The organism is Pleomorphomonas oryzae DSM 16300 (assembly GCF_000422965.1).
Taxonomy (GTDB): Bacteria; Pseudomonadota; Alphaproteobacteria; order Rhizobiales; family Pleomorphomonadaceae; genus Pleomorphomonas; species Pleomorphomonas oryzae.
In genome coordinates this window covers 310074-335489 of the sequence record NZ_AUHB01000001.1, presented here as the reverse complement: position 1 = coordinate 335489, position 25416 = coordinate 310074, and the positions used below count along the sequence as shown (strand labels likewise).

At 60.0% G+C, this 25416-nt stretch carries 26 protein-coding genes; 7 read left to right on the top strand and 19 right to left on the bottom strand.

Annotated elements, in window-relative coordinates:
* Window positions 1-74: 74 nt before the first annotated feature.
* Window positions 75-566, bottom strand: a complete 492-nt coding sequence (locus tag G522_RS0101625) for a MarR family winged helix-turn-helix transcriptional regulator (RefSeq protein WP_026789561.1) — start codon at window positions 564-566, stop codon at window positions 75-77.
* A gap of 56 nt (window positions 567-622) precedes the next feature.
* Between G522_RS0101625 and G522_RS0101620 the strand changes: the two genes are divergently transcribed.
* Entirely contained in the window at window positions 623-1123 is a 501-nt protein-coding gene (locus G522_RS0101620; protein WP_026789560.1) for a DUF4405 domain-containing protein, read from the top strand.
* 26 nt (window positions 1124-1149) lie between these two features.
* Window positions 1150-2094 (top strand): quinone oxidoreductase family protein, encoded by a 945-nt coding sequence (locus tag G522_RS0101615; RefSeq protein WP_026789559.1) that lies wholly within the window; start codon window positions 1150-1152, stop codon window positions 2092-2094.
* Here the strand turns inward: G522_RS0101615 and G522_RS0101610 are convergent.
* The 5 genes from G522_RS0101610 to G522_RS0101590 all read right to left on the bottom strand — a co-directional run bounded on the left by G522_RS0101610 (window position 2084) and on the right by G522_RS0101590 (window position 7466).
* Complete coding sequence (locus G522_RS0101610) at window positions 2084-3349, bottom strand: ABC transporter permease (RefSeq protein WP_026789558.1); 1266 nt, start codon at window positions 3347-3349, stop codon at window positions 2084-2086. The genes G522_RS0101615 and G522_RS0101610 overlap by 11 nt on opposite strands.
* A complete protein-coding gene (locus G522_RS0101605) occupies window positions 3346-4032 on the bottom strand; it encodes an ABC transporter ATP-binding protein (RefSeq protein ID WP_026789557.1) in 687 nt (228 codons plus the stop codon). The genes G522_RS0101610 and G522_RS0101605 overlap by 4 nt, the downstream gene beginning before the upstream one ends.
* 3 nt (window positions 4033-4035) lie before the next feature.
* Window positions 4036-4491, bottom strand: a complete 456-nt coding sequence (locus tag G522_RS0101600) for a hypothetical protein (protein WP_026789556.1) — start codon at window positions 4489-4491, stop codon at window positions 4036-4038.
* Between the two features lie 78 nt (window positions 4492-4569).
* The gene (locus tag G522_RS0101595) at window positions 4570-6312 is read right to left on the bottom strand and encodes an alkaline phosphatase (RefSeq protein WP_026789555.1); all 1743 of its coding nucleotides are present in this window, start codon (window positions 6310-6312) and stop codon (window positions 4570-4572) included.
* Between the two features lie 182 nt (window positions 6313-6494).
* On the bottom strand, window positions 6495-7466 hold the full coding sequence (locus G522_RS0101590) for an SDR family NAD(P)-dependent oxidoreductase (RefSeq protein WP_026789554.1): 972 nt from the start codon (window positions 7464-7466) through the stop codon (window positions 6495-6497).
* A gap of 138 nt (window positions 7467-7604) precedes the next feature.
* Between G522_RS0101590 and G522_RS0101585 the strand changes: the two genes are divergently transcribed.
* Window positions 7605-8195, top strand: coding sequence for a TetR/AcrR family transcriptional regulator (locus G522_RS0101585; protein ID WP_026789553.1), 591 nt, complete (start codon window positions 7605-7607; stop codon window positions 8193-8195).
* 6 nt (window positions 8196-8201) lie between these two features.
* On the opposite strand, the gene G522_RS0101580 is transcribed toward G522_RS0101585, so the two are convergent.
* From G522_RS0101580 to G522_RS0101560, 5 genes are all read right to left on the bottom strand, one after another.
* Window positions 8202-9284: an ABC transporter ATP-binding protein gene (locus G522_RS0101580; protein WP_026789552.1), complete on the bottom strand. Its 1083-nt coding sequence runs from the start codon at window positions 9282-9284 to the stop codon at window positions 8202-8204.
* Window positions 9285-9289: 5 nt separating this feature from the next.
* Window positions 9290-10204 (bottom strand): carbohydrate ABC transporter permease, encoded by a 915-nt coding sequence (locus tag G522_RS0101575; RefSeq protein WP_084632647.1) that lies wholly within the window; start codon window positions 10202-10204, stop codon window positions 9290-9292.
* Window positions 10204-11076, bottom strand: coding sequence for a carbohydrate ABC transporter permease (locus G522_RS0101570; protein WP_026789550.1), 873 nt, complete (start codon window positions 11074-11076; stop codon window positions 10204-10206). The genes G522_RS0101575 and G522_RS0101570 overlap by 1 nt, the downstream gene beginning before the upstream one ends.
* A 72-nt stretch (window positions 11077-11148) precedes the next feature.
* On the bottom strand, window positions 11149-12375 hold the full coding sequence (locus tag G522_RS0101565) for an ABC transporter substrate-binding protein (RefSeq protein ID WP_026789549.1): 1227 nt from the start codon (window positions 12373-12375) through the stop codon (window positions 11149-11151).
* Window positions 12376-12443: 68 nt separating this feature from the next.
* The gene (locus G522_RS0101560) at window positions 12444-13781 is read right to left on the bottom strand and encodes a GH1 family beta-glucosidase (RefSeq protein ID WP_026789548.1); all 1338 of its coding nucleotides are present in this window, start codon (window positions 13779-13781) and stop codon (window positions 12444-12446) included.
* Between the two features lie 297 nt (window positions 13782-14078).
* On the opposite strand from G522_RS0101560, the gene G522_RS0101555 reads away from it, so the two are divergent.
* The 4 genes from G522_RS0101555 to G522_RS0101545 all read left to right on the top strand — a co-directional run bounded on the left by G522_RS0101555 (window position 14079) and on the right by G522_RS0101545 (window position 19035).
* The gene (locus tag G522_RS0101555; RefSeq protein WP_026789547.1) at window positions 14079-15239 is read left to right on the top strand and encodes an ROK family protein; all 1161 of its coding nucleotides are present in this window, start codon (window positions 14079-14081) and stop codon (window positions 15237-15239) included.
* 113 nt (window positions 15240-15352) lie between these two features.
* Complete coding sequence (locus tag G522_RS0101550) at window positions 15353-16297, top strand: IS481 family transposase (protein WP_026789546.1); 945 nt, start codon at window positions 15353-15355, stop codon at window positions 16295-16297.
* Between the two features lie 298 nt (window positions 16298-16595).
* Window positions 16596-18338, top strand: a complete 1743-nt coding sequence (locus G522_RS29370; RefSeq protein WP_245586567.1) for a hypothetical protein — start codon at window positions 16596-16598, stop codon at window positions 18336-18338.
* A gap of 4 nt (window positions 18339-18342) precedes the next feature.
* The gene (locus tag G522_RS0101545; RefSeq protein ID WP_026789545.1) at window positions 18343-19035 is read left to right on the top strand and encodes a WbqC family protein; all 693 of its coding nucleotides are present in this window, start codon (window positions 18343-18345) and stop codon (window positions 19033-19035) included.
* A 155-nt stretch (window positions 19036-19190) separates the two neighbouring features.
* On the opposite strand, the gene G522_RS25050 is transcribed toward G522_RS0101545, so the two are convergent.
* The 8 genes from G522_RS25050 to G522_RS0101510 are packed head-to-tail and all read right to left on the bottom strand — an operon-like array spanning window position 19191 to window position 25410.
* Window positions 19191-19640, bottom strand: coding sequence for a GtrA family protein (locus G522_RS25050; RefSeq protein ID WP_210162866.1), 450 nt, complete (start codon window positions 19638-19640; stop codon window positions 19191-19193).
* Entirely contained in the window at window positions 19594-21150 is a 1557-nt protein-coding gene (locus G522_RS0101540; RefSeq protein WP_026789544.1) for an AMP-binding protein, read from the bottom strand. The genes G522_RS25050 and G522_RS0101540 overlap by 47 nt, the downstream gene beginning before the upstream one ends.
* Window positions 21151-21164: 14 nt before the next feature.
* Entirely contained in the window at window positions 21165-21950 is a 786-nt protein-coding gene (locus tag G522_RS0101535) for a GNAT family N-acetyltransferase (RefSeq protein ID WP_036837573.1), read from the bottom strand.
* 1 nt (window position 21951) lies between these two features.
* Complete coding sequence (locus tag G522_RS0101530) at window positions 21952-22692, bottom strand: SDR family NAD(P)-dependent oxidoreductase (RefSeq protein ID WP_026789542.1); 741 nt, start codon at window positions 22690-22692, stop codon at window positions 21952-21954.
* Complete coding sequence (locus G522_RS0101525; RefSeq protein ID WP_026789541.1) at window positions 22682-22921, bottom strand: acyl carrier protein; 240 nt, start codon at window positions 22919-22921, stop codon at window positions 22682-22684. Before G522_RS0101525 ends, G522_RS0101530 begins: the two co-directional genes overlap by 11 nt.
* A gap of 2 nt (window positions 22922-22923) precedes the next feature.
* Window positions 22924-23598 (bottom strand): acetyltransferase, encoded by a 675-nt coding sequence (locus tag G522_RS0101520; RefSeq protein WP_026789540.1) that lies wholly within the window; start codon window positions 23596-23598, stop codon window positions 22924-22926.
* A complete protein-coding gene (locus G522_RS0101515; RefSeq protein ID WP_156886785.1) occupies window positions 23595-24554 on the bottom strand; it encodes a glycoside hydrolase family protein in 960 nt (319 codons plus the stop codon). Before G522_RS0101515 ends, G522_RS0101520 begins: the two co-directional genes overlap by 4 nt.
* A gap of 7 nt (window positions 24555-24561) precedes the next feature.
* The gene (locus G522_RS0101510) at window positions 24562-25410 is read right to left on the bottom strand and encodes a class I SAM-dependent methyltransferase (RefSeq protein ID WP_051228031.1); all 849 of its coding nucleotides are present in this window, start codon (window positions 25408-25410) and stop codon (window positions 24562-24564) included.
* Between the last annotated feature and the right edge of the window lie 6 nt (window positions 25411-25416).

Genomic DNA, 25416 nt, shown 5'->3' with positions numbered 1-25416 from the left:
TTTCGGGAGTGGATTCTCGCCGAGGCGGCCCGGAAGGCTGACTAAAAGCGAACGATCAGGCAAACAGCTGGCGCTCAGCCCTTCGCCAAAGGAAGTTCGTCGGCGATGGCATCGGCGAACTTGCGCATCAAGCGCACCAGATCGGCGAACTCCTGGGGATCCCAGTTTTCAAACACCTTGCGGCCGATGCGTTCGCGTGCTGCGTCGACAAGATCGGTGGTCGCCTTGCCTTTTTCCGTCACCACCGCTTCACGAACGCGCCGATCGGCCAAGCTGGCGCGCCGCGTCACCAAACCGAGACTCTCCAGTTTGGCTACCTGACGGCTGACGGTGGTGTAGTCGCGTCCGGCCCGGTCGGCGAGCTCGACGACCCCGATCGGTCCGAAGCGCTCGATGCCGACCAGGAGCGGAAATAGCGCCCGGTCGAGCGGTATGCTGGCCTCGCGGATCAGCATCTCATCGCGCTGCGGCCGGTTCATGGTGCCGACGATGTCGAGCATGGCGCTGTGCAGCTGGCGCATCTGGTCGGAGTTGAGTGTATTTTGCACGCTTTTCCTTGACTCCATCCGTTGGGTCAAATATATGCTCATTATACACGTAAATGAGACCGGAAGGAACGCCCATGCAAGCCACTGGAGTCTCCTTGCGCCGCTGGGCGACGCCGTTGGTCATCGGCGCTTTCCTGCTGATGTCGGCAACCGGCGTTCTGATGTTTTTCGAACTGGACGTCGGTCTGGTCACCGTAACGCACCAGTGGTTCTCCTGGGCGTTTCTGCTCGGTGCCGGCGCTCATATTGCCCTCAACTGGCGTCCCTTCCGTAACCACCTGAAGTCGGGCTGGGGTAGGGCAAGCATCGCCGCCTTCACAGCGCTGACGATGGTGGCTTTGTTTTCCTGGGGGATGATCACCGGCCCTCAGATCGAGCGACCGATTGAGGAAGCACTGGTGGACGCGCCCATTTCCGCCCTGGCAGCGGTGACGCGCAATACCCCGGAGACGGTGCTTCGTCGCCTTGCCGCCAGCGGCATCGTCGCCGACGGCGACGACAGTCTCCGCGATGTCGCCCTGAGGAGCGGCGCCGACGAGAACTGCCTGCTTGCCATCGTCTTCTTTCTCAACTGAATCCCATCCTTGAAGGAGAAACAGCCATGAAGGCTGCCATCGTTCGCTCCGCTGGAGCCACCCCCGTCTATGGCGATTTCACTGAGCCGCAACCGACCGCTTCGCTCGCTCGGGTCACCGTGACCGCCGCCGCGTTGAGCCGGATCACCCGCGCTCGCGCCTCGGGTCGTCACTACAGCTCGTCTGGTGCATTTCCCTTCGTGCCCGGCGTCGACGGTGTCGGCCTTGCCGACGATGGCCGGCGTGTTTACTTCGTCATGCCCGACGCGCCTCATGGCGCGCTCGCCGAACAGACGCTGGTACCGGTCGAACACTGCATCGACCTGCCGGACGATCTCGACGACGTAACGGCCGCAGCGATTGCCAACCCCGGTATGTCGTCTTGGGTGGCGCTGACCGAGCGGGCCAAGCTCAAGCCGGGCGAAACGGTGCTGATCAACGGCGCCACCGGCGCCTCCGGCCGTCTGGCGGTGAGGATCGCCAGACATCTCGGCGCGGGAAAGGTAATCGCCACCGGACGCAATGCCGCCGCTCTCGCCGAGGTCGGTGCCGACGTGATGATCGTCCTTGATGACGATGCGGAGATGCTGGAGAAGAGGTTCAGCGAAACCGTCGCCGAGGGCGTCGATGTCGTCGTCGACTATCTCTGGGGAATGAGCGCCGAGCGGCTACTGATCGCCGCTGCCAAGTCCGGACGCGACGCCGTGCCTCTTCGTTATGTCGAAGTTGGCTCGGTGAGCGGCGAGACCATCAGCCTGCCGAGTGCCGTGCTGCGCGCCTCGGCGATCGAACTGATTGGCAGCGGTATCGGCTCGGTACCTTTCGAACGGCTGATCGTTGCGGCCGGCGACGTGCTGCGCGTAGCGGTACCGGCCGGACTGACCCTCACGGCCCGATCGGTGCCACTGTCGGATGTCGAACAGGCCTGGATCGCGCCCGACGATGGCCAACGCATCGTCTTCACCCCCTGAGCGCTTCCACCGGCGACTGGCGATAGGCGAGGGCAGCCGGCAGCGCTGCCATCAGGGCGGCGACGGTGAGGAAGGTGGCTGCCAGAACGGCATCGGACGTCGTGAACTCCACGGGCATATGAACACCGCTTTGAGCTGTGAACAGGCCGGCCAGGAATTCAGCGGCGCCATAGCCCAGGCCGAAACCGGCGCCGACACCGATCGCCACCAGCAGCAGCAGTTCCAGCCAGACGATTCCGAACACGGCAAAGCGGGGCGCGCCGAAAGCCCGGAGAGCGCCGATCTGTTTGCGCCGTTGGGCCACATGAATGACGGCGATCAGCATCAGCGCCGCGGCGACCAGCGTTTGCGCCCCGTAGGCGACATACATCAGCACGGTGCGGGCATCGCCGAGCGTCGCGTAGAGTGACGTCAGAACCTCGGCAGGGAAAACTGCACGTGTGCCCTCCGTCGTGCGATAGGTCTGCCGCAGCGTATAGGCGTCGCCGATCGTCTTAGGCTTGACCAATATGGCCGGCAGCCCCGGCACGTCGCGGCTGAAACTCTCGTCGAGTGGTGCATCGGCGTCGATATGGCCGTGGTGGTGCTCCTCGCCGCCTTCGGCAGCCGCGTTATGGTCGGCGTTCGCTTCGCCAGCGTGGTCGTGATCCTCGCCGAGACCGTGAATGTGCCAAACCGCCTGAATAGGAACGAGAATGGCGCGATCCCAGGCCGTTCCGGTCGGCTGAAGCTTACCGACCACATGGTAGATGCTGTCCGCATGCGTCTCGCCGCCTTCGCCGGCGGCGCCATGCATGGGTTTTACCTCTGTGCCAACCGAGAGATCGACACCCGAGCCGACCACAGCTTCACCCTCGTGGGCAAACATCTGCCCCTTGGTGAAGCCGGTTGTAGTGCCGGAGATCAGGGCCGTGGTGGTGCCGACGATGGGGTAACCGATGAAGTTGTCGCCGAAACCGATCGGCGCCGCCCAGGCGACGTGCGGATCGGCGATGAGCTTGGTCAGCACCTCACCAGGCATCAACGGCAGCGCGGCCGGTTGCAGGAACACTGAGGACAACACGAGCTGCGTTTCCGAGCCGGGTGCGCCGACGATCAGATCGAACTTGTCGGCGGCGCGAGCAGAACCGAGGCGCAGCGCCCGTTCCTGCAAGGTCACTGCAACGCCGAGCGCGGTGGCAAGCGCCACCAGCAGCACGATGACCAGCGAGGCCGCCCAGAGGCGGCGAAGGTCGGCGAAGACGAAGCGGATCACGGCGAAACCTCCGCGGCGGTATCGGCAACGACACGGCCGGCGGCGAGCCGAATGCGTCGATCGAGCCTTTCGGTCAGTCGCTCGTCGTGGCTGACGACGATCAATGTGGCGCCTTCCTGGTCGGCCAGTTCCAGAAGCAGCCTGCCGACCTCGGCGCCGGCCTCAGTGTCGAGGCTGGCGGTCGGCTCGTCGGCGATGATCACGCCCGGCCGGCGCAGGAGGGCGCGCGCCACGGCGACGCGCTGCATCTCGCCGCGCGACATGGTCTCCACCGACTGGTTCGGCCGAGAAAGGCCGACGCGGGAAAGAAGCTCAAGCGCGCGTGCCTTGATCTCGGCTGTTGCGGCGCGGGCGAGACGGGCGGGCAGCAGCACGTTGTCGATCGCCGCAAGACCGGGAAACAGGTGGAAGTCCTGCATGACCAAGCCGACATTGGTGGCCCGCCAGCGGTCGCGACGGCTTTCCGAAAGTGTCGCGATGTCAGTATCGCGCCAACGGATGGCCCCGGTGTCAGGGCGTTCCAGGCCGGAGACGAGATTGACGAAGGTACTCTTGCCGGAGCCGGAAGCGCCGGTGACGGCGAGCCTGCCACCGGCCGGCACCGCCAGACCATCAATGGAGAGTACCGGCTGAGCAAGGCCGGGGAAGGAGATGGCGACGCCGGAAAGAGCGAGTGGCAGCATGGCTCAAACCGTCTCGAAGGAGGAATGGACGAGACGCAGCAGACTGACAAAGCCCGTCTCGGGATCGGTCCACGAGCCGACCTCCAGTGTGCCCGTCACCTCGATCAGCTTCGACGGCGGCACGAAAGTGGTCTTCTCATCGATGTAGACGACGACGATGTTGCTCGGCCAGTCGGCATCCGACGAACAGAAGGGGCAGAGCGCCATGGGAATTTCGGTGAGCACGAAGAACTTGGCTTCGGCCTTGAGCGGCGGCGCCATGAAACCGCGCATCGACACCGTCTTGTCGGCGAGCGCCTTCACCTTGTCGGAAAAGGCCAGGCCGAGAACCGACACCTTGCCGTAGAGTTCGTCGAAGGTCAGCGTGTCGCCAGCCCGCGCGAGTCCCGTGCAGGAGAGGGCGGCGAGACCGGCGAGAAATGTCCGGCGGCTAACCGCTGGGACTGCCATAGGGGCCATGGAAGTCTCCATCTGCGAGAAAAGGCTGCGGGCCGGACGGCCGTCGACCGTCCGGCCCGCGATGGTTCCGTGGAAAGCTTACTGCTTCACGCCGAGGGCGAAGGTATCGGCGAGCACCTTGTAGACGTCGCTTTCTTCCATGTAGCCCTTGAACTCGTCGGCGCCGGGGCCGGCGGCCTGCAGCACGACGTCGTCAACGGTGTGCGTACCGGTCGACTCATCCTTCGGCAGGTTGCCTTCGACGAAGATGGCGCCCGGAACGTCCTTGTACTTCTCGTTGGCGACGTATTCGCCCTTTTCGTTCTTCACTGCCGGTTCGAACGGCCCGTCGAGCTTGGGATTGAACGTCTCGTAATGGTCGGGGTAGTTCGAGACGAACATGGCGAGGCGGCGGCTCGGATCGATCTTGTCTGGATAACCGTCCTTGTTGGCGTCGGCGTAGGTCGGGAAGCCGGCATTGGCGCCGACCAGGAACTTCTCCCGGCCTTCCTTGCCAATGGTGTCATCGATGGTACCGACGATCGACACGCCATGGGTATGGTCGCCGGTGACGACGATCAGAGTGTCAGGGTTCTTGGCCTGGAACTCGCGGGCCAGGGCGACGGCCTGATCGAACTCAATGGTCTCGAACACGGCGCGTTCCATGTCGAGCGGATGGCTCGCCTTGTCGATGCAGGAACCTTCGATCATCAGGAAGAAGCCTTCGGGATTCTTCGAGAGGTTGTCGAGGGCGATCTTGGCCATCTCGACGAGGCCCGGCTGGTTCGGGAACTTGTCGACGGTGCCTTTCTTCAGCTGCATGCGGTCGAGGGCGTAGTCCATGTTGCCGGTGTGGAACAGGCCGAGGATCTTGTCCGACCCGGCAGCCTTCTCAAGCTCGCTCTTGTCGGTGGCGAGCTTGTAGCCGGCGTCCTGGAACAGCTTGATATAGTCCTTGTCGTCCTTGCGCTTGGAGCCCGGCACTTCCTTCGACAGGAAGTAGGCCGAACCGCCGCCGAGCACCACTTCCGGCTTGACGTCGTAGAGCATGCCGACGATGTCGGCCTTGTCGTCGCGCTTACGGGTGTGGGCGACAACGGCGGCCGGCGTGGCGTCTTCGATCTCGGAGGTGACGACGACGCCGATCGACTTCTTGGTCGTGCGGCGCAGCGCCTCGGCGATGTTTTCCACCTTCGGGTCGTCCAGCGACGGCGGCGTACGGTCGGCATAGACGCCGAGGGCGTTGATCGCCGTCTTGTGGCCGGTCATATAGGCCGACATGGTGTTGGCCGAGTCGGTGTTGATGGCGTTGGTCGAGGACGTGCCGATGAAGGCCATATGGTCGAGATCGTCCATGGCGAGACGGCCGTTGGCTTTGCCCTCGGTCATGCCCTTGGCCATGATGCGCGCGGCAGTGCGGTGGGCGACCGACAGGCCGTCACCGAGCAGGAAGATGATGTTCTTGGCCTTGGGCGTCGCGGGCGTCGCGTAGACGTTCCAGGTGACAGACTTCGTCTCGCCGCCGGCCGAAACGTCGACCGTATAAGAGCCGGCCTTGTTGATCTTGACGCCGCGCAGCAGCACGGCCGAGCCAAGGACCTTGTCGTCCTTGCCCTTTTCGTTCTCGACGAACTGAACATCGCTGCCGAGCGTCGCCTTGTAGTCGGCACCGTTGACGGTGACCTTGACGTCGTCGGCCTTCACCTGGCCGTCGAACTCGACCTTGAAGTCGAAAGGGGAGCCGGCGAGAATGGTGGCCCGGTCGAGCGGGAAAACGGTGGCCGCATTGGCCGTCCCGATCAAAGCGGTGCTGGCGGCAAGTGCCAGAAGAAGAGTGCGCATTATCTGCCCCTTGAAAATGGATCGCGTCGAAAAGAGCGCGCGCTCCTTGGTAGGCAGGGGGTATGACGAGGGCGTGACAGCTACATGAAGGCTGGGTGACATGTAAGCTTCTGAAAATATTTGTAATTTATCGAGATGGTTAGCCGCCGACCGAAGGCTTATCCGGTCGGCGGCTTGGTGGTTCAGAAGCGCTCTCCGACCAGTTCCTCGCTCTTCGCCCACAGCGCCTTGGCGCGATCGGGATCGACGGCGTAGGAGCGGACGCCTTCGGCAACCGGATTGATCAGGCCGTCCGTCACCTCGGAAACGTGGCAGTTTTCGCAATAGCGGCCGCCGACTTCCTCGGCATCGGCCACGACGCCGGCCCAGATCGATGTCGCGGCGCCCTGCGGAATGGTCTTCCATTTGTAGGGTGGCTTGCCTTCGGCGGCGAGGTCGGCGTTGATGCGCTCGATCATTGCCTTCAGCGTGTCGAGACCGACGTGCCGGCCGAGTTCGGTGTTGATGCCACCAGGGTGCAGCGCAGCGGCACGCACGCCGCGCGCCTTGTGACGGCGATCGAACTCCACGGCGAACAGGATGTTGGAGGTTTTCGAGCGGCCATAGGCGACCCAGGGGTCATAGGGCGTACGCTCGAAGTTCGGGTCGTCGAGGTCAACGTCGGCAAAGCGATGGCCTGACGAGGCGACATTGACGAGCCGGCCGCCCGGCGAAATCAGCCCGGCGATGCGGTTGACGAACAGAAAGTGGCCGAGATGGTTGGTGCCGAACTGCGTCTCGAACCCATCAGCCGTGTGGTCGAACGGCGCAGCCATGACGCCGGCGTTGGCGATGACGACATCGAACGTCCTGCCATCGGAAACGAGCTTGTCCGTGGCCGCGCGAATGCTGGCGAACGAAGCGAGGTCGAGCTCGATGAGCTCGAAGGCGCCCTTGCCTTCAGTGACTGCGGCGCGCACCGGCGCCGTCGCCGCCTCGGCTTTTTTGAGGTCGCGTGCCGCGCCGACCACCGAGGCGCCATGGGCCACCAGCGCGCGCGCCGTTTCGACGCCGAGGCCGGCCGAAACGCCGGTGATGAGGATGCGCTTGCCGGAAAGATCGATGCCGGCGAGCACATCGTCGGTCGTCGAGGTGGCCCCGAATTTTGCGGTCATGTCTATCTCCATATATCGAGATCACCCCGCTGAACCCGGCGAACCATTGCCCATCAGCCAGTTTGGATATAAAAGAGGAGGGCGTCTCCGCTTTTAAATACGGAGGCATCCTCCGTTTATCAAGAGGTTCACGCGGACGTGATCGACAAGGCCAAAAAGCCGACCCGCAAGCCGCGCGCCGACGCCGAGCGCAACCGTTTCAGGCTGATCGATGCCGCCAAGGCCGTGTTCGCCGAAAGGGGAGGGGCTGCCAGCCTTGAGGAAGTAGCCAGAAGGGCGGAGGTCGGCATCGGCACGCTCTATCGGCATTTTCCGACGCGCGACGCTTTGATCGAGGCCGTCTATCGCAACGAAAGCGACCAACTAGTGAGCGCAGCTGCCGAGCTTGTGGCCAGCCGACCGCCGGTCGAGGCGCTGAGGGACTGGATGCGGCTGTTCTTCCGCTACATGTCCGTCAAGAACGGCATGATGGAACTGCTCGACTCGCTTGCCGACGGCAAGACGTCGCTTTTTGCCGCTTCCGGTGCCGCGACCAAGCGGACGATCGATCTGCTGGTGGGCAACGCCGTCGCTGCCGGTGACATCGGCATCGATACCGAGCCGATCGACCTGCTGCGCGCCCTGGCCGGTATGGTTCATTTCAGTGGCGGGCGCGACGACGAAGAGGCCGCCGCCGCGGCCATCATCGACATCATGATCTCCGGCATGCAGGCGAAACGCCCGCGCTGACCGGTGCTAGATGCGCCGCTCGGTCTCAGCGTCGAATACCGACAGGCGCCCGAGATCGAAGCTGACCGTGACGGGTTCTCCGAGCTTCGGCAGCGTCTCGGTGGGAAACTTGCCGACGATCTCCTCACCGCCCATCGCCAGCACCACCAGATTGTCCGAACCGGTATGCTCGGTGAGTGTTGGTTTGAGGGTGAGTACAAAGGCTTCACCGCCCGTCGCCGGCTGCACGGACTCGGGGCGAAGGCCAACCACGACGGCCTGTCCATCGGCCGGCGGCGTGGCGAAGGCATAGCCATCAAGCGGTATCGTCGCAGCGCCGACGTCGGCGACCACGTGGCCGCCGTCGATGCGGAGATGCCCCTTCATGAAGTTCATGCCGGGATTGCCGAGGAAGTCGGCGACGAACAGGTTGACCGGCCGGTGGTAGACTTCCTCCGGCTTGCCGACCTGCTGGATCTCGCCGGCCTTCATCACCACCATGCGGGTGGCCAGCGTCATCGCCTCGAGCTGATCGTGGGTGACGTAGATCGCCGTCGTGCCCAGCGTCAGATGCAGCTTCTTGATCTCGGTCCGCATGCTGGCGCGCAGCTTGGCGTCGAGGTTGCTGAGCGGCTCGTCGAACAGGAATACCTTGGGATCGCGCACCAGCGCCCGGCCGATGGCGACGCGTTGCCGCTGGCCACCGGAGAGCTGGCTCGGCCGTCGGTCGAGCAGGTGGTCGATGTGCAGCATACGCGCCTTTTCCTCCACCAACGGCCGGATCTCCGACAGTGGCTTGCCGCGCATGCGGAGGCCGAACTCCATGTTGCTGCGGACGCTCATGGTTGGGTAGAGCGCGTAGGACTGGAACACCATGGCGATGTCGCGGTCCTTGGGCTCGACGTCGGTGACGTCGCGGCCGCCGATCTCGATCTCTCCGGAACTCAGCCGATCGAGGCCAGCGACGATGTGCAAGAGCGTCGATTTGCCGCAGCCCGATGGCCCCAGGAGCACGATGAACTCGCCACGCTCGATCTCGAGGTTGATGTCTTTCAGCACCCTCAGCGAGCCGTAGCTCTTGTTGCAGTTGGAAATGCGGATGTCGATCATGACGGTCAACCCTTGACGGCCCCGGCGGTCATGCCGCGCAGGAAATAGCGGCCCAGCAGGATGTAGAGGATGAGGGTGGGGGCGGCGGCGATCACCGTCGCCGCCATATGGACGTTGTATTCCTTCACCCCGAAGTTGGAGTTGACCAGGTTGTTGAGGGCCACCGTCATCGGCGCGCTCGACGGGTTGGAGAAGGAAACGGCGAACAGGAAGTCGTTCCAGATGCCGGTGAATTGCAGGATCAGCGCCACCACGATCACCGACGGCGATAGCGGCAGCACGATGCGGAAGAAGATCCAGAAGAAGCCGGCACCGTCGATGCGCGCCGCCTTGATCAGGTCGTTGGGCACCGACAGGAAGAAGTTGCGGAACAGCATGGTGGTGATAGGGATGCCGTAGATCACGTGGATAAGGATCAACCCCTCCACCGAGCCGAACAGGCCGAGCGTGCGGAGCGTTACCGCCACCGGCGCCAGCACCACCTGGAACGGCACGAAGTTGCCGGCGACCAGCGCCGCGAACACGAAGCGGGCGCCGGGAAACGGCCACTTGGCAAGGGCATAGCCATTGATGGCGCCGATCATCACGGAGATCAGCACAGCGGGGATGGTCATCACCATCGAGTTGCCGAAATAGCCCTTGAGGCCGCCGCAGGTGATACCGATGCAGGCTTCGCCCCAAGCGGTGACCCATGGCTGCACGGTCGGCTCGTGCGGCAGCGTCATCAGCCCGCCAGACTGGATCTCCGGCATCGTTTTGAACGACGTGCTGAGCAGGATGTAGAGCGGGCCGGCGAAGAACAAGGCGATGATGACGAGCAGCAGATAGAGCACGCCCCGCGTCAGGATGGCCTTGCGTCGCCGTGGCGTCAGCCAACCGGATCGCGTGGCCTGGGGCGTCACTTGTGTCGAGGCCGGCATCAGGCGCGCTCCCTCGTTTCGACGTAGAGATAGGGGATCAGGATCGCCAGTACCGTGCCCAGCATGACCACCGCCGAGGCGGCCGACAGGCCGAGGTTGGTACGGCGGAAGGCCATGTCGAACATGAACACTGACGGCAGATCGGATGATACGCCGGGGCCGCCATTGGTCAGCGCCACCACGAGGTCGAAGGCGCGGACGATCGACAGCGACAGCAGCACGACCACGGTGAGGAACACCGGCGCCAGCATCGGGATGACGATGTAGACGTAGACGCGCCAAGCCGGGATGCCGTCAACCGCCGCCGCCTTCCAGATGTCCTCGTCGATGCCGCGCAGGCCGGCGAGAAACAGCGCCATGACGAGGCCGCAGCCCTGCCAGAAAGCGGCGACCACCAAGGCCCAGATGACGGTATCGGGATTGGTCAGCCAGTCGAGGCGGAAGCTCGTAAAACCGAGCTGATGCACCATTACCTCGATACCGAGGGTGGGGTTGAGCAGCCACTGCCAGATGATGCCGGTCACCACGAAGGACATCGCCATCGGATACATGACGATGGACCGGAAGAAGCTTTCGGCGCGGATGCGCTGGTCGATCAGGATGGCAATCACCAGCCCGAGCGAGATAGTCACAAGCAGGAACAGTCCGCCGAACAGGAACATGTTGGTGAAGGCGACGTGCCAGCGCGGCGTGTGAAACAGCCGCCAATACTGCTCCAGCCCGACGAAACTATCGAAGCGTGGGAAGGCCTTGCTGTTGGTCGTGGAAACGGCCGCCGTGTAGGCGATGAAGCCGTAGAGAAAGATCGCGATCAGCGCCAGCGAGGGCGACAGGGCGACCTGCGACACGTGCCGCTGGAGAAATCTGCGCATGATCGGAGCCTTCGCTTGGCGGATCGGAGGCAGGCCGGCGGTTTCCCGCCGACCCAGCTTGTCGAAATCCTATCAGCGGGTCGCCGCCACGGCGTCGGCCATGGCCGTGACGCCTTCCTGCGGCGTCATCTTGCTGTGCAGGAAGGTGGTCATCTGGTCGACCAGCGCGCCGATGCCGGTGGCGTCGGTAACGTTGTCCGGAACGAGGAACAGGTGACCTTCAGCCGCTTCGCCCATGGCGATCTGGGCGCAGGGATCGAAGCCGGTCTTGTCGACGTCGAGGCGCGGCGGGATCGAGCCCTTGCGCAGGCTGAATTCCTTCTGCACCACCGGGTCCATGATGGTCTTGGCGAGCGCCAGCTGGGCTTCGCGCGTCGCTGGGTCCTTGACGGCGGTCATGGCGAAGGCGTCGGTGCCGAACACCAGCGTCTTGCCACCGGCCGGGAACACCTCGCAGGCAATGTCCTTGCCGGGGGCCTTGTTCGCCGCCACGAACTCGCCCTTCAGCCAATCGCCCATGATCATGTAAGCCGCCTTGCCGTTGATCAGCAGGCCGCCGGTGATGTTCCAGTCGCGGCTTGGGCTGCCGGGATCGACGAGGTCGCGCACCTTGGCGAAGGTCTCGAAAGCCTTGAGCATTTGCGGGCTGCGCAACGCGGTATCATCGAGGTCATAGGTGACCTTGGTCAGGAAATCGCGGCCGCCGACATCGATCAGGATGCTCTCGAAAACGAAGATCTCCTGCCAGGACTGGCCACCGAGCGCCAGCGGGATATAGCCCTTGGCGCGGATCTTGTCGGCCGAGGCGATCAGCTCGTCCCAGGTCTTCGGCATGGGAATGCCGACGTCGTCGAGAACGGCCTGGTTGCCCCACAGCCAATTGTGGCCGTGAATGTCCATGGGCGCCGTGACGTATTTGCCTTTGTACTTGGCGTTGTCGGCGATCACCTTGGGTAGCAGCTTGTCCCAATCCTGGGCCACCGCGTCGATGTCGTTGAGCTGGCCTTCTTCGGCCAGCGCCATCAGCGGCGCGCCGACCTGCCACTGCATGGACGTCGGCGGATCGCCGCCGAGAATACGGGTGCGTGCCACCATGCGGGCCGCCTCGCCGCCAGCGACCGGATTGTCTTTCCAGGTGTTGCCGGTCTTCTGATAGGCGTCGACGAGAATTTTCAGCGCCGCCGCCTCGCCACCGGTGGTCCACCAGTGAATGACCTCGGCGGTGCCGGCGAATACCGGCGTGGTCGTCGTCAGGGCAAAGGCCATGACCGAGCCCAGCACTCCAAGCTTTGTGAACATCTTTCTCCTCCTTCGTCGTGGCCCTCTCCCTTCGGGCCCCTCCAACACCGTCGTCCGCTAAGGCTGGCTCAGCCCTTCAAGAAGCTGGCGAGCCAGCGGCCGCTGTCCTTCATGGTCCGCTTCTGATTGGCGAAATCGACGTGAACCAAGCCGAACCGCTTGGAATAGCCTTCCGCCCATTCGAAGTTGTCGAGCAGGCTCCATGTGAAATAGCCGGCAAGATCGACGCCGCCGTCCATCGCCGCGCGCAACGCATCGATATGCCGATGGATATAGAGGGCGCGCTTATCATCATGAACGGCACCGTCCGCGCTGATCTCGTCGGGATAAGTGGCACCATTCTCTGTGATGGCGATGGGAGCCGGCCGATAGTCCCGCGTGACGCGCTGCAGCAACTCGGTCAGACCCTCGGGATAGACCTCCCAGCCGAAGCCCGTCACGTCGGTGGCGTCTGGCTCGACGACGCGCGACCGCATCGGCCCGCCCTTGGGATCGTCGGCGATGATCTCGCGGAAATAGTAGTTGATGCCGAGGAAGTCGGTTTGTCCGGCGATAATGGCCAAGTCGCCGTCGACGATTTTTGGGGCGGCGGTGCCGAGCTCGCGCAAAACGTCTTTGGGATAGTCTCGGCCATGCAGCGGATCGAGAAACCAGCGGTTCCGAAGGCCATCGTGGCGGATAGCTGCCAGTCGGTCAGCTTCAGAGTCCGAAGCCGTATGGATCGGATGCAGGCTCAACGCGATGCCGCACTTGGCATCGGCGACATTGTTTCGGACCACCGGCAAGGCCAGACCGTGCGACAACAGGACGTGATGGGTCGCCTGGATCGCCGCGGCAAGGTCGCGCTTGCCCGGCGCGAATTCGCCCTCGTAGTAGCCCTTGATGGTGCTGCACCAGGGCTCGTTATGGGTGATCCAGTGCTTGACGCGATCGCCAAGGCGGCGAGACACCACGTCGGCATAATTGGCGAAGGCGAGGGCGGTGTCGCGACGCGGCCAACCGCCGGCATCTTCGAGCGGCTGCGGCAGATCCCAATGATAGAGCGTCAGCCAGGGTTCGATGCCGCGCTCAAGCAGCCCGTCGACCAGACGATCGTAGAAGGCAAGACCCGCCTCGTTCACCGCGCCGGTCCCTCTCGGCAGGATGCGCGGCCAGGACACGGAGAAGCGATAGGCGGTGACCCCAAGCGCCTTGATGAGATCGAGGTCTTCTTGGAGGTGATGATAGTGGTCGCAGGCCCGCGTCGGTGTGTCGCCATTCCGGATACGGCCCGGCTCGGCGGCAAAGGTATCCCATACTGACGGACGGCGACCGTCGATATCCGACGCGCCTTCGATCTGTAAGGCAGACGTGGAAACGCCCCACCTGAAATCGCCGGGAAACTGAACGCGAGTGGAACGAGGCATTCTGACGACCGCCGTTGATGACCGAGTACGTTTCAATTAATTAAATGAAATGGAAACCGAGTCAAGGAAGATAATTTTGAAGTCCGAAATTTATTCGCGTCACTCTGCGTCCTTTGCGAAGGGTGCTGGCAAGTGGGCGGATTTCTCCGGGATATGCCGGTTCCAACCTTGTTGATAAGGTTTCGGGGCGACGATCCCGTGGCCATCCGGAAACAACCGAGCTGTTGAATCGCAACGCCTTTCATTTCTATAAGTGAAACGAACGGAGCTCGCGCTCCATAGAACGGAAGCGTCTTCATGCCCTCGCTGAAGGGGAACCAGAGCACTTCGCGCACTCTCAACCGGTTGCTGCTCCTCAATCATTTGCGTCGGCATGGCCCTACGGCGCGCTCTGATATTGCGGTGGCGACCGGGCTCAGCCCTGCAGCCATCTCCTACGTGTCGTCAGAGCTTCTGGAACAGCAGATCATCACCGAGCGCGACGCAGTCGCCGATGGTGGCCGGCGCCGGATGACACGGCTCGATCTCAACTACGCCGGTCACGTAGCTCTTGGCGTCAAGCTGATGGAGCATAACCTCAGGGCGACGCTCACCGACCTTGGCACTACCGTCATCGACACTCTGACCGCAGACGTCGATGCGCGCTCGCCTGACGCGGTCGCAAAGGCAATCGCCGATGCGCTCACGGTTCTCCTCGAACGGTCGGGGCAGGATAAGGGGCGGCTGATCGGCATCGGCCTTGCCATGCCGGGCCAGCACGACGCCGAACGGGGCGTCTGCCTTCGATGCGACCGGTTCGGTTGGAAGGACGTTCCGATCGCCGCGCTGATTTCCAATCTGGCCGGTACGCCCGTCTGGGTCGATAACGACGTCAACGCCTTCGCGCTGGCCGAGCATCTGTTCGGCGCCGGGCGGCAGGCTTCGTCGCTAGCGGTATTCTCCTTCGGCCGTGGCATTGGCGCGGCGATGATCGTCGACGGTCAGTTGATGCGAGGGCGACACGGTGGTGCCGGCGAAATCGGTCACCTCACCGTGGTCGAGGGCGGTCCGCGTTGCGAATGTGGCCGGCTTGGTTGCCTTGAAGCGGTGACCTCCCTACCGGCCATTCTGAATGCCTATGGCATCGTGCGACCGTCGGATCGCACCATTGATCCGACGTCTCTTGCCAAGCTGGCCGGGGAGGGCGACCCGGTGGCACGCGAGATTCTCGACACCGCCGGCCACCGGCTCGGCGCGGCAGCGGCCACGTTTGCCAGCCTATTCGATCCGGAGACGATGGTGATCGGCGGCGAGGGCGTGCAGTTCGGTCCGGCGCTGCTCGATCCCTTGGTGGCCACGCTCAAGGAAAAGAACTTCCAGCGCAACACCGAGGTATTCGTCGAATTCTGGAACGATGACGCCTGGGCGCGCGGCGCCGCCGCGCTCGCAATCGACAGTTTCTTTTCAATTCCGTCGTGAGGCAGAGTAGGGAAGCTGCTGGCCTCTAGATGTCGGAGCTATGAAGGTTGTTCATCCGGGCTTGGTCTGCGAGGCTGGGGTTGCGAAGCACCAACCCTGACCGGAGTGCCCGGATGAACGTTCATGAGAATGCGCGGATGACCGTTCGCGGTCGAGTCCTTTTGGTAAAGCGGATTGTCGAAGACCACTGGCGCGTTGCGTCGGCGGCGGAAGCGGCCGGCATTTCGGTTCGCACGGCCTACAAATGGCTGGCCCGCTATCGCACCGGCGGCGAGGCGATGCTGGCGGACAGGAGTTCGGCACCGCATCGGACACCACATGCGACGCCGGCCGCAGCGGTCGACGCCATCGAGACACTTCGGCGTCGTCGCATGAGTGGGCCGACCATTGCCCAAAGCCTTGCCCTGCCGCGCTCGACCGTGGGTGCCATCCTGCGGCGACTGGGTCTTGGTCGTCTCGAAGCCCAGGAGGTGAAGCCCCCGGCGATCCGCTACGAGCGACAGCGGCCCGGCGACCTCATTCACATCGACACAAAGAAGCTCGGCCGCATTCAGGGCGTTGGCCATCGCATCACTGGCAACAGGCGCGGCCAAAGCAACAATCGCGGTGTTGGCTGGGAATGTCTGCATGTGGCCATCGACGATGCCTCACGCCTTGCCTACACCGAGGTCCTCGCCGACGAAAAGCAGGAGACAACCTGCGCCTTCACAGCGCGAGCCATCGACTGGTTCGAGCGCCATGGCATGACCGTCACTCGCCTGATGAGCGACAACGGCAGCGCCTATCGGAGCCAGGCATTCCGCCAACTACTCATGGCGCGCGGTATCCGTCACATTCGCACCCGGCCCTACACGCCGCAGACCAACGGCAAGGCCGAGCGCTTCATTCAGACCAGCTTGCGAGAATGGGCCTATGTCGTGCCCTATCGATCCTCCTGGGAACGCACCAAGGCCGTGCCCGGCTGGATCGATGCCTACAACACAACGAGACCTCACTCAGCCCTCAATGGCATCCCGCCATTCAATAGGCTGAACAACCTTCTTGGAAATGACATCTAGAGCTCCTTGCTGTAGAAACGGCAGGCCTTTCCACTTCAATACAAATAGTGTGGGGGCAATGCCTTCGGCTCGAAAAGGCAGTCTTGTACAAGACATGAAAATGAGCCCAAAATGCCTGCCGTTGTTTAGCTAGGTACGAGATTGGCAGACTTTCCCGTCTCCTTTGGCTAAGGTGGCGTCTGTTTTTGAGTCGCTGAATGAGTTGCCTAAAGTGGTCCAGAGAGAAACCGCCAGTCTCGTGATGTTAGTGTTACCGCGGGTGACGACTGCCCTATCAATAATCGGGACGGCCACAGTTTTGATCTGGGCGATGAAATATTGCTCTTATGGAATCGATTTTACTGACGAAGGTTTTTATTTGGTTTGGCTGTCGAACCCGTTTCTCTATGACATATCGGCATCACAGTTCGGTTTTATTTACCACCCGCTTTATGTCGCTTTGGGTGGAAACATAGCGGAGCTTCGGCAGGCAAACATACTGATCAATTTCGGGCTTGGGTGGGTTCTGGTTTGTGTTTTTTTGGTTTCTCTCGCCCCAGAGGTGCGTGAAAGCCGATTGGTTCTAAATACCGTTGCTGCAGGTATAGGCACAAGTACTATTGTCATACTAAATACTTGGCTTCCTACTCCGAATTATAATGGGCTAGCATTTCAATCGCTTTTGGTGACATGCATTGGTTTGATTTGGGCAGAAAGGAATTGCGGTATAAAGAGCCTTTTCGGGTGGGGAATTATTGGTCTGGGCGGCTGGCTGACTTTTATGGCCAAGCCAAGTACAGCAAGTGCCTTAGGTATCGTGGTCCTCGTCTTTCTTGTGGCGTCGCGTAAGTTCTCGTTTCGGCCATTTCTGCTTACCCTAGCAACGGCGGTTGGATTACTTCTGCTTAGTGCCTTACTCATCGACGGGTCAGTATCCGGTTTCGTAGAGCGGATATTCCTTGGAGTGGATGCTGGACGGATGATGGGAGGAGGGCACACCGTTAGCCAAATGCTGCGTATTGATAGCTTCCGGCTGCGAACCCCGGGTAAGCGGGCTATATTGCTTATGCTGGTGATCGTCTCGTTGGCGATGATTTGGGCGTCATCTAGGAGGCCCGGTGCGGCAATTACTTCGTTTATTTTGTCTGCTATTTTTCTTGCAGTAACCGCGGTATTGGCGCTGGGTATGGTCCATAAGACTACGGGACTTGGAGAATACGAGGGGATACTTATTCTTGGAGTAGCATTGCCCGCAGCTTTTACTGGATTGCTTCTCGGGAAACTGTCTCCATTGAAGTCCCTATCGACACCACACTGGGCGATGGCTGTTTTATTTGTAGTTATTCCCTATATATATGCTTTCGGAACAAATAGAAATTACTGGCAGAACGCGGTTTGGGTGGGAATTTTCTGGTTACTTTCTGGAATGACATTGCTTGGCCCGGTTATGCGTGAGCGCTTGACCCTGTCATTCATGTTGCCTCTCACGCTTGCCACTCAGGCGACCACGGCAGTTCTTCTGAATAGGGGGCTGGAGCAACCTCAGCGTCAGGATCAGCCGCTGAGGCTCAATGAAAGCGTCGTGGAAATCGGCACGCAGCGATCCAACCTGATTCTATCGCCCACTTTTGCAGCTTATCTTGCTGACGCCAAGGCGGTTGCGCGGAGCGGGGGGTTTAGGCCTCACACTCCCCTTATAGATCTATCCGGGCGGTCTCCTGGCGTTCTTTACGCTCTCGGGGCAGAAAGCATTGGTCAAGCATGGACCATAGGTGGCTACCCCGGCAGCTTGGCGCTAGCCGAGGCTGCGTTGAAACGCGTTTCCTGCGAAAAGATCGCCGTAGCCTGGGTGCTATTTGAGCCGGACGGACCTAATAGTATTCCGACTGAGGTTATGCCGGCTTTGGGGGCTGCCTTTCCCGGTAATTACAGAAGAGTGGGTACTTGGCAAGCGGCAGAGGGGATTGGAGGATTTGACGGTCGGCGAACACAGGAATTATATGAGCCGATCCGCTCTGCCGAAGTGTTAGAATCATGTCGATCCTTGAGATCTGGAACGTAGTACAATGAAGAAGGTCGCGATCGTACAGTCAAACTATATCCCCTGGAAGGGGTATTTTGACATGATAGCCGCCGTGGATGAGTTTATACTCTATGATGATATGCAATACACGAGGCGCGATTGGCGAAACCGAAACCAAATCAAAACCCCCCAGGGGGTTCAATGGCTCACAATTCCCGTTCGCGTAAAAGGCAGATACTTTCAAAAGATCCGTGAAACTGAAATCGAGGATCCCGAATGGGGGCAAGCCCATTGGAGGAGTCTTGTTCAGGCTTATCGTAAGGCGCCCTACTTCAGTGAGGTAGCGGCGTGGTTGGAGCCGCTTTACCTGGACGAACCGCCTCTTCTTCTCTCACAGCTCAACCGACGCTTCATTGAGGCCATTTGCCGCGCGCTATCGATAACAACCCAAATATCGAACTCTTGGGACTACGAGTTGGTCGAGGGGAAAACAGAGCGCCTCGCGGCCCTATGCACTCAGGCAGGGGGGGGCGAATACGTATCCGGCCCCGCAGCAAAAGATTACGTGGATGAGAGAGTTTTCAGAGATCAAGGGGTAAAGCTTACTTGGTTCGACTACGCCGGTTATCCTGAATACAAGCAACTTTGGGGTGAGTTCGTTCACGGCGTCACGATTCTAGATTTGCTCTTCAATTGCGGGAAAGATACAAAACAGTACATGAAATACCTGAAATGAAACTATCAATTTCTGCTGCCATTTAACAATCCGCCCCTACATTCAGGATTCGCTTCGACGCAGATTACTGATTCGCGTATCTCGCCGGACAGTTGCGGGGAAGATCTTTTGAATATGACAGGAGGGATCATACCCTCATGGCAGGCGTAGAGCAGCTAGCGCCGTTGAGGAAATACATAATAGCGGAATAGGATGTAAAGAATTCCAGCTACCACGAAGATGGAGACCGCCTGAACTAATTGATGCGGAAATCCCAGACAATCTGAAAAAACAAATAGCATGCCGATACTGGAAACATAGCCAATCAAGTGGGCGACAATATATCTGACGATACCTTGTGAGGCGCGCCCGCTATATGAAAACGAATATCTGGCATGCCCAAAGTAGGCAGTCGTAGCGCCAATCGGATACATCAGCGCCACCACCGTCTTGGGATCAAGCCAGAGCCAGGTAACTAAGAGATAGATAAGGTAACCAAGAAGATTGTTTAGAACTCCGACCACGCCATAGCGAACTATTTGCCCGAATGTATTAGTAAAAGTGATATTAATCCTCATTTCAGCGATCCAGCAGGGCGTGTAAATGCTGCCGGTCAACTTTCCCATTGGCATTCTTAGGCAGATTGGACATTACGATGAGCTTGGCAGGAACCATGTAGTCGGGCACCAGTTGCCTGAGCTCCTGTAGCAGCGCCCTGTCATCCACCTCGGTAGTGCAGGCGACAAATGCCACCAGTTTACCGTAGGCGGCTTGGCTTCGCTCGTAAACTACGGCAGCCTGATTCACCTGCGACAGTCTCACCAAAGCGTTCTCAATTTCCTCAAGTTCAATGCGGTAACCCATATGCTTGATCTGATTGTCCTTGCGACCAACGAAGTGAAGCCTGCCATCCACTTCTTTTACGAGGTCCCCGGTGCGGTACATGCGCTTCATAAAGCGGTCTATATCAGTAATAGTGTGGAATGATGTGGCCGTGCGCTCCATGTCGTTGAAGTAGCCCGCCGCCACGTTGGGGCCAATCAGGCAAAGCTCGCCCTCTAAGGCATCACGGTTGTCTTCGTCGAGAATGCGATGGTCGAAATTGGGATTTAGGTACCCCAGCGTGGGAAGTCCCTCAAGATCGGTGAAGTCGTCCGCATTCAGGGTATGGGCACTGCAGATGCAAGTGCATTCAGTAGGACCATAGACGTTTACCAGAGTGGCTTGCCCAGAGAATCTGTCGTAAAGCTTCTTCAGTTCCACCTTGGGGTAGCCCTCGCCGCCGAAGACGATGGCGCGTAAATGCGACAAGGTGCCTGGCCCGATGGCCTTAACAGCCATCAGATACATAAGCGCCGAGGGGACTGAGAACCAGATGGTACAGGCTTGTGCGCTTATGTACGGCACCAACTCGTAGGGTTTGGCGAGCAGGCTACGGTGGATAGGACTCAGCGAAGCACCGCAGAAAAGACCAACGTAGAAATCAAACACCGAGTTGTCGAAGTACATCGGGCTCAAATTGGCGAAGTTATCCCGTTCGGTGATGCCGAAGCGCTCGCGTCCCCAGGCGATAAAATGCAAGACGTTCTGGTGCGTTACGGCCACACCTTTGGGTACTCCAGTGGAGCCCGATGTGAACATGATGTAGGCAATGGTGGATCCGTCCACTAAGCTCGAACACCGGCGCTGGCGCACCCGATCGACCGCGCTAGCCTTCGGCAGTAAAGTGGGGTCAAGTAGCAGCAGTTCGCAGCCTTGGGCCGTCGCCAGTTCGTTCATAGTGCTCTGGTAGACTGGGTTATCATAAAAGAGCAGCTTGGGGGCGCTGACCTGCAGGATACGGCTGGTACGTGCAATCGGTGAAGCCATGTCTATGTTGGCGTAAGCCACACCCAAGCGCAATGCAGCGAGCATGAGCGCGTAGGAGAGCGCATGCTTGTCATGGCCGATGGCAATGACGTCGCCACGCTTCAGTCCCTTGTCCATCAGCAGTTGAGCCAGAGAATCGGTCCAGCCACCGAGCTGGCTGTAGGTATGTTCGTCGCCTGCATAACGAAGCGCTGGCCGTGCGGCGTGAGTCGCCAGCACTTCGTCGAAAAGGTGGGCTAGGTTATAGTGGTGCAGGGTCGTACACATGTTTTCCTGTAGCTTTACCGGCTGATGGTGAAGAAAGGATAGGAATCATCCAGAGGCATGAAGCCCGCCGAACGACATAGCGCCATGGAAGCAATGTTGTTGGTAAAACAGTCCCATAACGGCAGCACATTCCGCGCGAGGCAACGCTGATTGAAGGAACGGACGACAGCCCTGGCCACACCGAGTTGCCGATAGGCTGGAAGCGTCAACACGTCGATCTCAGCTCTGCCGCCCGCCACTGCGGCGGCGTAGCACAAGCCGACGGCCTGCCCTTCTATCATGGCCAATACCGCGTTCGAATGATGTATAAAATCGTCAGGGGTACGCCAGAACCGGCCTATCACACCGAAACTATTCTCGATCAGATCCACATGGGTTGCATTGGCGTCGATCAGCGTCAGGCCTTTCACAGGCGCATCCAGTGAATTGCCAATTGTTCCTGCGCGAGCGGCGTCCAGCTGAAAGTGCTGGCGCCAGGAACGCATGCCATCGCAATCGCCGGTCAGAAGGAAGCTTGGGCAGTAAGGGGTGTAGAGCCGCGCCTTGGTGGATGAAAAAGCCTTGTCGACCAGCAGGTAACGCTGCAAGGCTCGCTCGAATGCCGGTACGGGCGCACCGAAAACCTGCGCAAATCCAAAGGCATGCTCGACGTAGAACTGGGTCGCGTTCTTTTCGCGATCCGCGTAGATCACGCCGTTCTGCTCACCGCCCAGCACCGCCGCGATCAGTGGGAAGTACGCACAGTGATCGCGGTAGATGGCATGCGCAACGGGGTACTGCGAGGGGGGGAGCCGTACCATATCAGATCGTAAGGCCGCCATTGACTTCAAGCACCGTGCCGTTAATGAAGTCGTTTGTGACTAGGGCGATCACTGCCTGCGCCACCTCGTCGGCTTGGCCAAGCCGGCGTAGCGGCGTGTTGTTCTGGATGTGCTTGAGTACAGTCTCGCTCAATGCGTGGCGTGTGGATTCGGTAGCGATGAAGCCCGGCGCCACTGCGTTGGCCCGGATGCCTAACCGGCCAAGTTCCTTGGACCAAGTAACTGTCATGGCATTGACGCCTGCCTTGGCTGCTGAGTAGGACGTCTGGCCTTCGTTGCCGTAAGCGCTGATAGAACTGATATTGACAATAGCGCCCTTGGTACGGTGCTTGACCATATGTTCGACGACGGCAGCAGTGACGATAAACACCGAGTCGAGGTTTATCCTGAGCGAGTCGCGAAATCGGCCATAGTCGTGCATGATTCCCGATGGGTTCATTACATTAACAAATGGCTCGCTGACGATAACACCCGCATTGTTGACTAGGATGTCCACGCGCCCATGGCGATCTACGATGCCGGTTACCTCCGCTTTGACCTGCTCGGGCTCAGTGACATCCATAACCACGCCTTCCAACCCCTGAGGCAGGGTATTGAGTGCCTCGGCATTGCGGTCGGCTACCACCACGGTAGCACTTTCGTTCATCAGCCGACAGGCAATGGCCAGCCCAAGCCCCTGCGCCCCGCCGGTAACCAAGGCAACTGCGCCCTTAACGTTCAAGATCCACCCCCTTATCTTTGAGAACGGCCATGATTTCGCCGACAGACTTCATGCGCAGGATGTCTGGTATCTCCAATGCGATACCGTACCCTCGCTCCAAGGATAGCACCAAATCCATCTGTTTGAGGGAATCCCAAGTGCCGACGTCGTACTGTTGCAGTTCCGGGTGTATTTCAGCCGCGCGCAGCCCAAAGACCTCCGCGAGAAGTTCCGCCAGTTTTTGATTCATTCTCAAATTCCAAAGTGCTTTATGTAGTCTTCCGACGAGTAGCGGAAGGGCTCAGCCGAGCGCGCCAAGTGGACGGAGTAAGGTTTGGTATCGCGTGATATCAAAGCGCTAGCTCCGATAACGTTATACTCCTCCACGGTAACGGCGTTGACCACTGTGCAACTTACCCCTAGGAAGGTGTTGCGCAAAACTTTGGCCTGTCCAGACACCGCGGTACCTGCGGCGACCCAGCAATGGTCGCCCACGCTACTGTGGTGGGCCAGCGTTACGTTGCTCCATACCATTGTGTTAGCACCAACGCGCGCGTGCGGTTCTATGACCGCGCCAGGAAGGACCACGCTGCCTTCACCCAAGGCCTGGTTAGTATAGATCCGTGCGTCGGGATGAATGTAAGTCTCTATGCCGTAGCCTGCGGCCTTGAGGCGCTCAAATAAAGTTTCGCGAGTACGATTCAGGTTGTTGTAACCCATTGCCATGATCACCCGGTGGGTATCCGGCGCGAATGCTCTTACAACCTCAGACAGGCCGACCGTACGGTATCCCTCGATGCTCCCTTTCGTTACGAACTCATCATCAACGACGAAGCCCTCCACCTCGAATCGAGCGTCTTGGCGAAGATAGGCGGATATAATCTCTGCGGTGATCGCATTGCCTGCGAGAATAACTTTCTGACTCATTCACTATCTTCCTCGAGGACCGCTAGTCCAAAGCCAGTTTTGCCATAACCGTTGCCATTATAGAGCATATAAATCCGACCCTGGTGCTCGAAAACGCAGGGATAGCAAATCATCTCGCTGTCCCAGCCGAAGGGAGAGACGTCAATACCCGCGAGCGGATCGTTGCGCTCCCAGTGACGGCCGTCAACGGACGAAGCAAAGCCAATGCGATAGGTATCGGTGGTCCTGGTTGCGCGGTGCGCATACCACATGAAATAAGTATCTTCGCAATGAATCACGCTGGGGCGACCGAAAGCGTACTCGTATTCGTCGGAAAACGGCAGACACATGCCAGGATGGCAAGTCCAGTCCACGCCATTGTGCGAATGTGCATAATGGATGCCGTAGTAATGTTTCCACCCTTGCTCTGTCTTCTCCCAACGAATGCCGGAATTGTACCATGTTTGCCAGAAGTCGCCCGAAACATGAAAAGCTGTGGCTGCTGCGAACAACGGATTGTTCTTGTCGCGGCCAAGCACAGGACCTTGGAACTCACGCTTGAGCGTAAGCGCGTCCTCATCTAGCTTTGCTCGTCCAGTATCACAGATCCACAGCCCCTCCGGCAGATTTTGCCAGCCCACGTAATAGAGGTAGATGGTACCACTGTGCTTGATAAAGCAGACGCTAATGACACCGTCGCAATCAAAGTGGCAAGGGGCACCCGGCAACAGGGCGAGCTTAGGCGTCCCAAGAAGCTCCATTCTTCCACTAGAAACCAGAGCGTTTGAGAGAAAGATATGGGATCGTTGACGATCGTCTCGGCGCGTGAACGCCACGACGTAACGATCACCTTCGATATGGATCGCGCAAGGGTGCGATCCGTGAGAGAAACCATCTTTTTCTGGCTCGAAGACTAACCCCTTCTTCCGCCACGGAAACGGTTGCTTGTGGGTGATAAAGGATTTCAGCGGTGACATACCTAACTCAGTCCTTGCCCAGTGACGCGCGAAGTGCTGACTCGAGGAAGGCCACGCGGCTCATTCCGCGTCGCTCTGCTTCCTCGTAAATCCGGTCGCGCAAAATAGGGTCTACCCCTTCCAAACGGCCCCAATAGCGGCTTCGGATGGTGCCGCCACGCTTGCCCAGATGGGGTATGTCGATATTGACTGGTAGTGGTTCGGTGCTTGCCTGGAACTCGATGACATAGAAGCAGTTGCTCAGTTCCCAACTCAACTTCACGGACCGCGCCGTCGCCGGCAAGGCCTCAAGCGGCGCGCTGCAGGCGTAGAGGCCGTTGTTGTTGATCAGCATGCGGCCCAACTCGGTTTTCACCAGCCAAGGAGCTAGGCCCTCGTCACCGATAACGATATTCCCGCCAGCTTTAACCACACGGTTCATTTCGGCAATACCGGTGGCGATGTCAGGAAAGAGGTTGATGCCACCAAAGTGGTAGGCCGCATCGAAGAAGCCATCTGCGAAGGGAAGATTTGTGGCGTCGCTCACCGAAAAGTGGAGACTTACGCCCGAGGCTGCCAACTCAGCCTTGTAACGCGACACACCCGCCAGAAGCATCTCCTTAGCGATGTCCTGCGCATAAATGTCTCCCTCGCCCCCGAGCGCACGCACAAGGTAAGGCAGGTCATTGCCCGCGCCCGCACCTGTTATCAGCACGCGCTGGCCCTTCTTCAGGCCGATGCGAGCGATGAGCCGTTCGCGCAGGTCTTCCTCGGTGGTCTGGAAGGTTTTGAACACCCAGCGAAGCGCGTTGTCATGAACCTCGGCGGCGTTCTCTCGAGAATACTCGTTGGCGCCTTCAGGTTCACAGACGAACATAGGAAC

Excerpts from the sequence above, each read along its gene's own strand:
- G522_RS0101555 (WP_026789547.1), top strand. The coding sequence starts at position 14,079 with ATGCCCTCGCTGAAGGGGAACCAGAGCACTTCGCGCACTCTCAACCGG.
- G522_RS0101625 (WP_026789561.1), bottom strand. The coding sequence starts at position 566 with ATGGAGTCAAGGAAAAGCGTGCAAAATACACTCAACTCCGACCAGATG.
- G522_RS0101595 (WP_026789555.1), bottom strand. The coding sequence starts at position 6,312 with ATGCGCACTCTTCTTCTGGCACTTGCCGCCAGCACCGCTTTGATCGGG.
- G522_RS0101550 (WP_026789546.1), top strand. The coding sequence starts at position 15,353 with ATGAACGTTCATGAGAATGCGCGGATGACCGTTCGCGGTCGAGTCCTT.
- G522_RS0101565 (WP_026789549.1), bottom strand. The coding sequence starts at position 12,375 with ATGTTCACAAAGCTTGGAGTGCTGGGCTCGGTCATGGCCTTTGCCCTG.
- G522_RS25050 (WP_210162866.1), bottom strand. The coding sequence starts at position 19,640 with ATGGGAAAGTTGACCGGCAGCATTTACACGCCCTGCTGGATCGCTGAA.
- G522_RS0101615 (WP_026789559.1), top strand. The coding sequence starts at position 1,150 with ATGAAGGCTGCCATCGTTCGCTCCGCTGGAGCCACCCCCGTCTATGGC.
- G522_RS0101560 (WP_026789548.1), bottom strand. The coding sequence starts at position 13,781 with ATGCCTCGTTCCACTCGCGTTCAGTTTCCCGGCGATTTCAGGTGGGGC.
- G522_RS0101510 (WP_051228031.1), bottom strand. The coding sequence starts at position 25,410 with ATGTTCGTCTGTGAACCTGAAGGCGCCAACGAGTATTCTCGAGAGAAC.
- G522_RS0101540 (WP_026789544.1), bottom strand. The coding sequence starts at position 21,150 with ATGTGTACGACCCTGCACCACTATAACCTAGCCCACCTTTTCGACGAA.
- G522_RS0101535 (WP_036837573.1), bottom strand. The coding sequence starts at position 21,950 with ATGGTACGGCTCCCCCCCTCGCAGTACCCCGTTGCGCATGCCATCTAC.
- G522_RS0101545 (WP_026789545.1), top strand. The coding sequence starts at position 18,343 with ATGAAGAAGGTCGCGATCGTACAGTCAAACTATATCCCCTGGAAGGGG.
- G522_RS0101570 (WP_026789550.1), bottom strand. The coding sequence starts at position 11,076 with ATGCGCAGATTTCTCCAGCGGCACGTGTCGCAGGTCGCCCTGTCGCCC.
- G522_RS0101520 (WP_026789540.1), bottom strand. The coding sequence starts at position 23,598 with ATGAGTCAGAAAGTTATTCTCGCAGGCAATGCGATCACCGCAGAGATT.
- G522_RS0101515 (WP_156886785.1), bottom strand. The coding sequence starts at position 24,554 with ATGTCACCGCTGAAATCCTTTATCACCCACAAGCAACCGTTTCCGTGG.
- G522_RS0101620 (WP_026789560.1), top strand. The coding sequence starts at position 623 with ATGCAAGCCACTGGAGTCTCCTTGCGCCGCTGGGCGACGCCGTTGGTC.
- G522_RS0101600 (WP_026789556.1), bottom strand. The coding sequence starts at position 4,491 with ATGGCCCCTATGGCAGTCCCAGCGGTTAGCCGCCGGACATTTCTCGCC.
- G522_RS0101580 (WP_026789552.1), bottom strand. The coding sequence starts at position 9,284 with ATGATCGACATCCGCATTTCCAACTGCAACAAGAGCTACGGCTCGCTG.
- G522_RS0101525 (WP_026789541.1), bottom strand. The coding sequence starts at position 22,921 with ATGAATCAAAAACTGGCGGAACTTCTCGCGGAGGTCTTTGGGCTGCGC.
- G522_RS0101605 (WP_026789557.1), bottom strand. The coding sequence starts at position 4,032 with ATGCTGCCACTCGCTCTTTCCGGCGTCGCCATCTCCTTCCCCGGCCTT.
- G522_RS0101590 (WP_026789554.1), bottom strand. The coding sequence starts at position 7,466 with ATGACCGCAAAATTCGGGGCCACCTCGACGACCGACGATGTGCTCGCC.
- G522_RS0101575 (WP_084632647.1), bottom strand. The coding sequence starts at position 10,204 with ATGCCGGCCTCGACACAAGTGACGCCCCAGGCCACGCGATCCGGTTGG.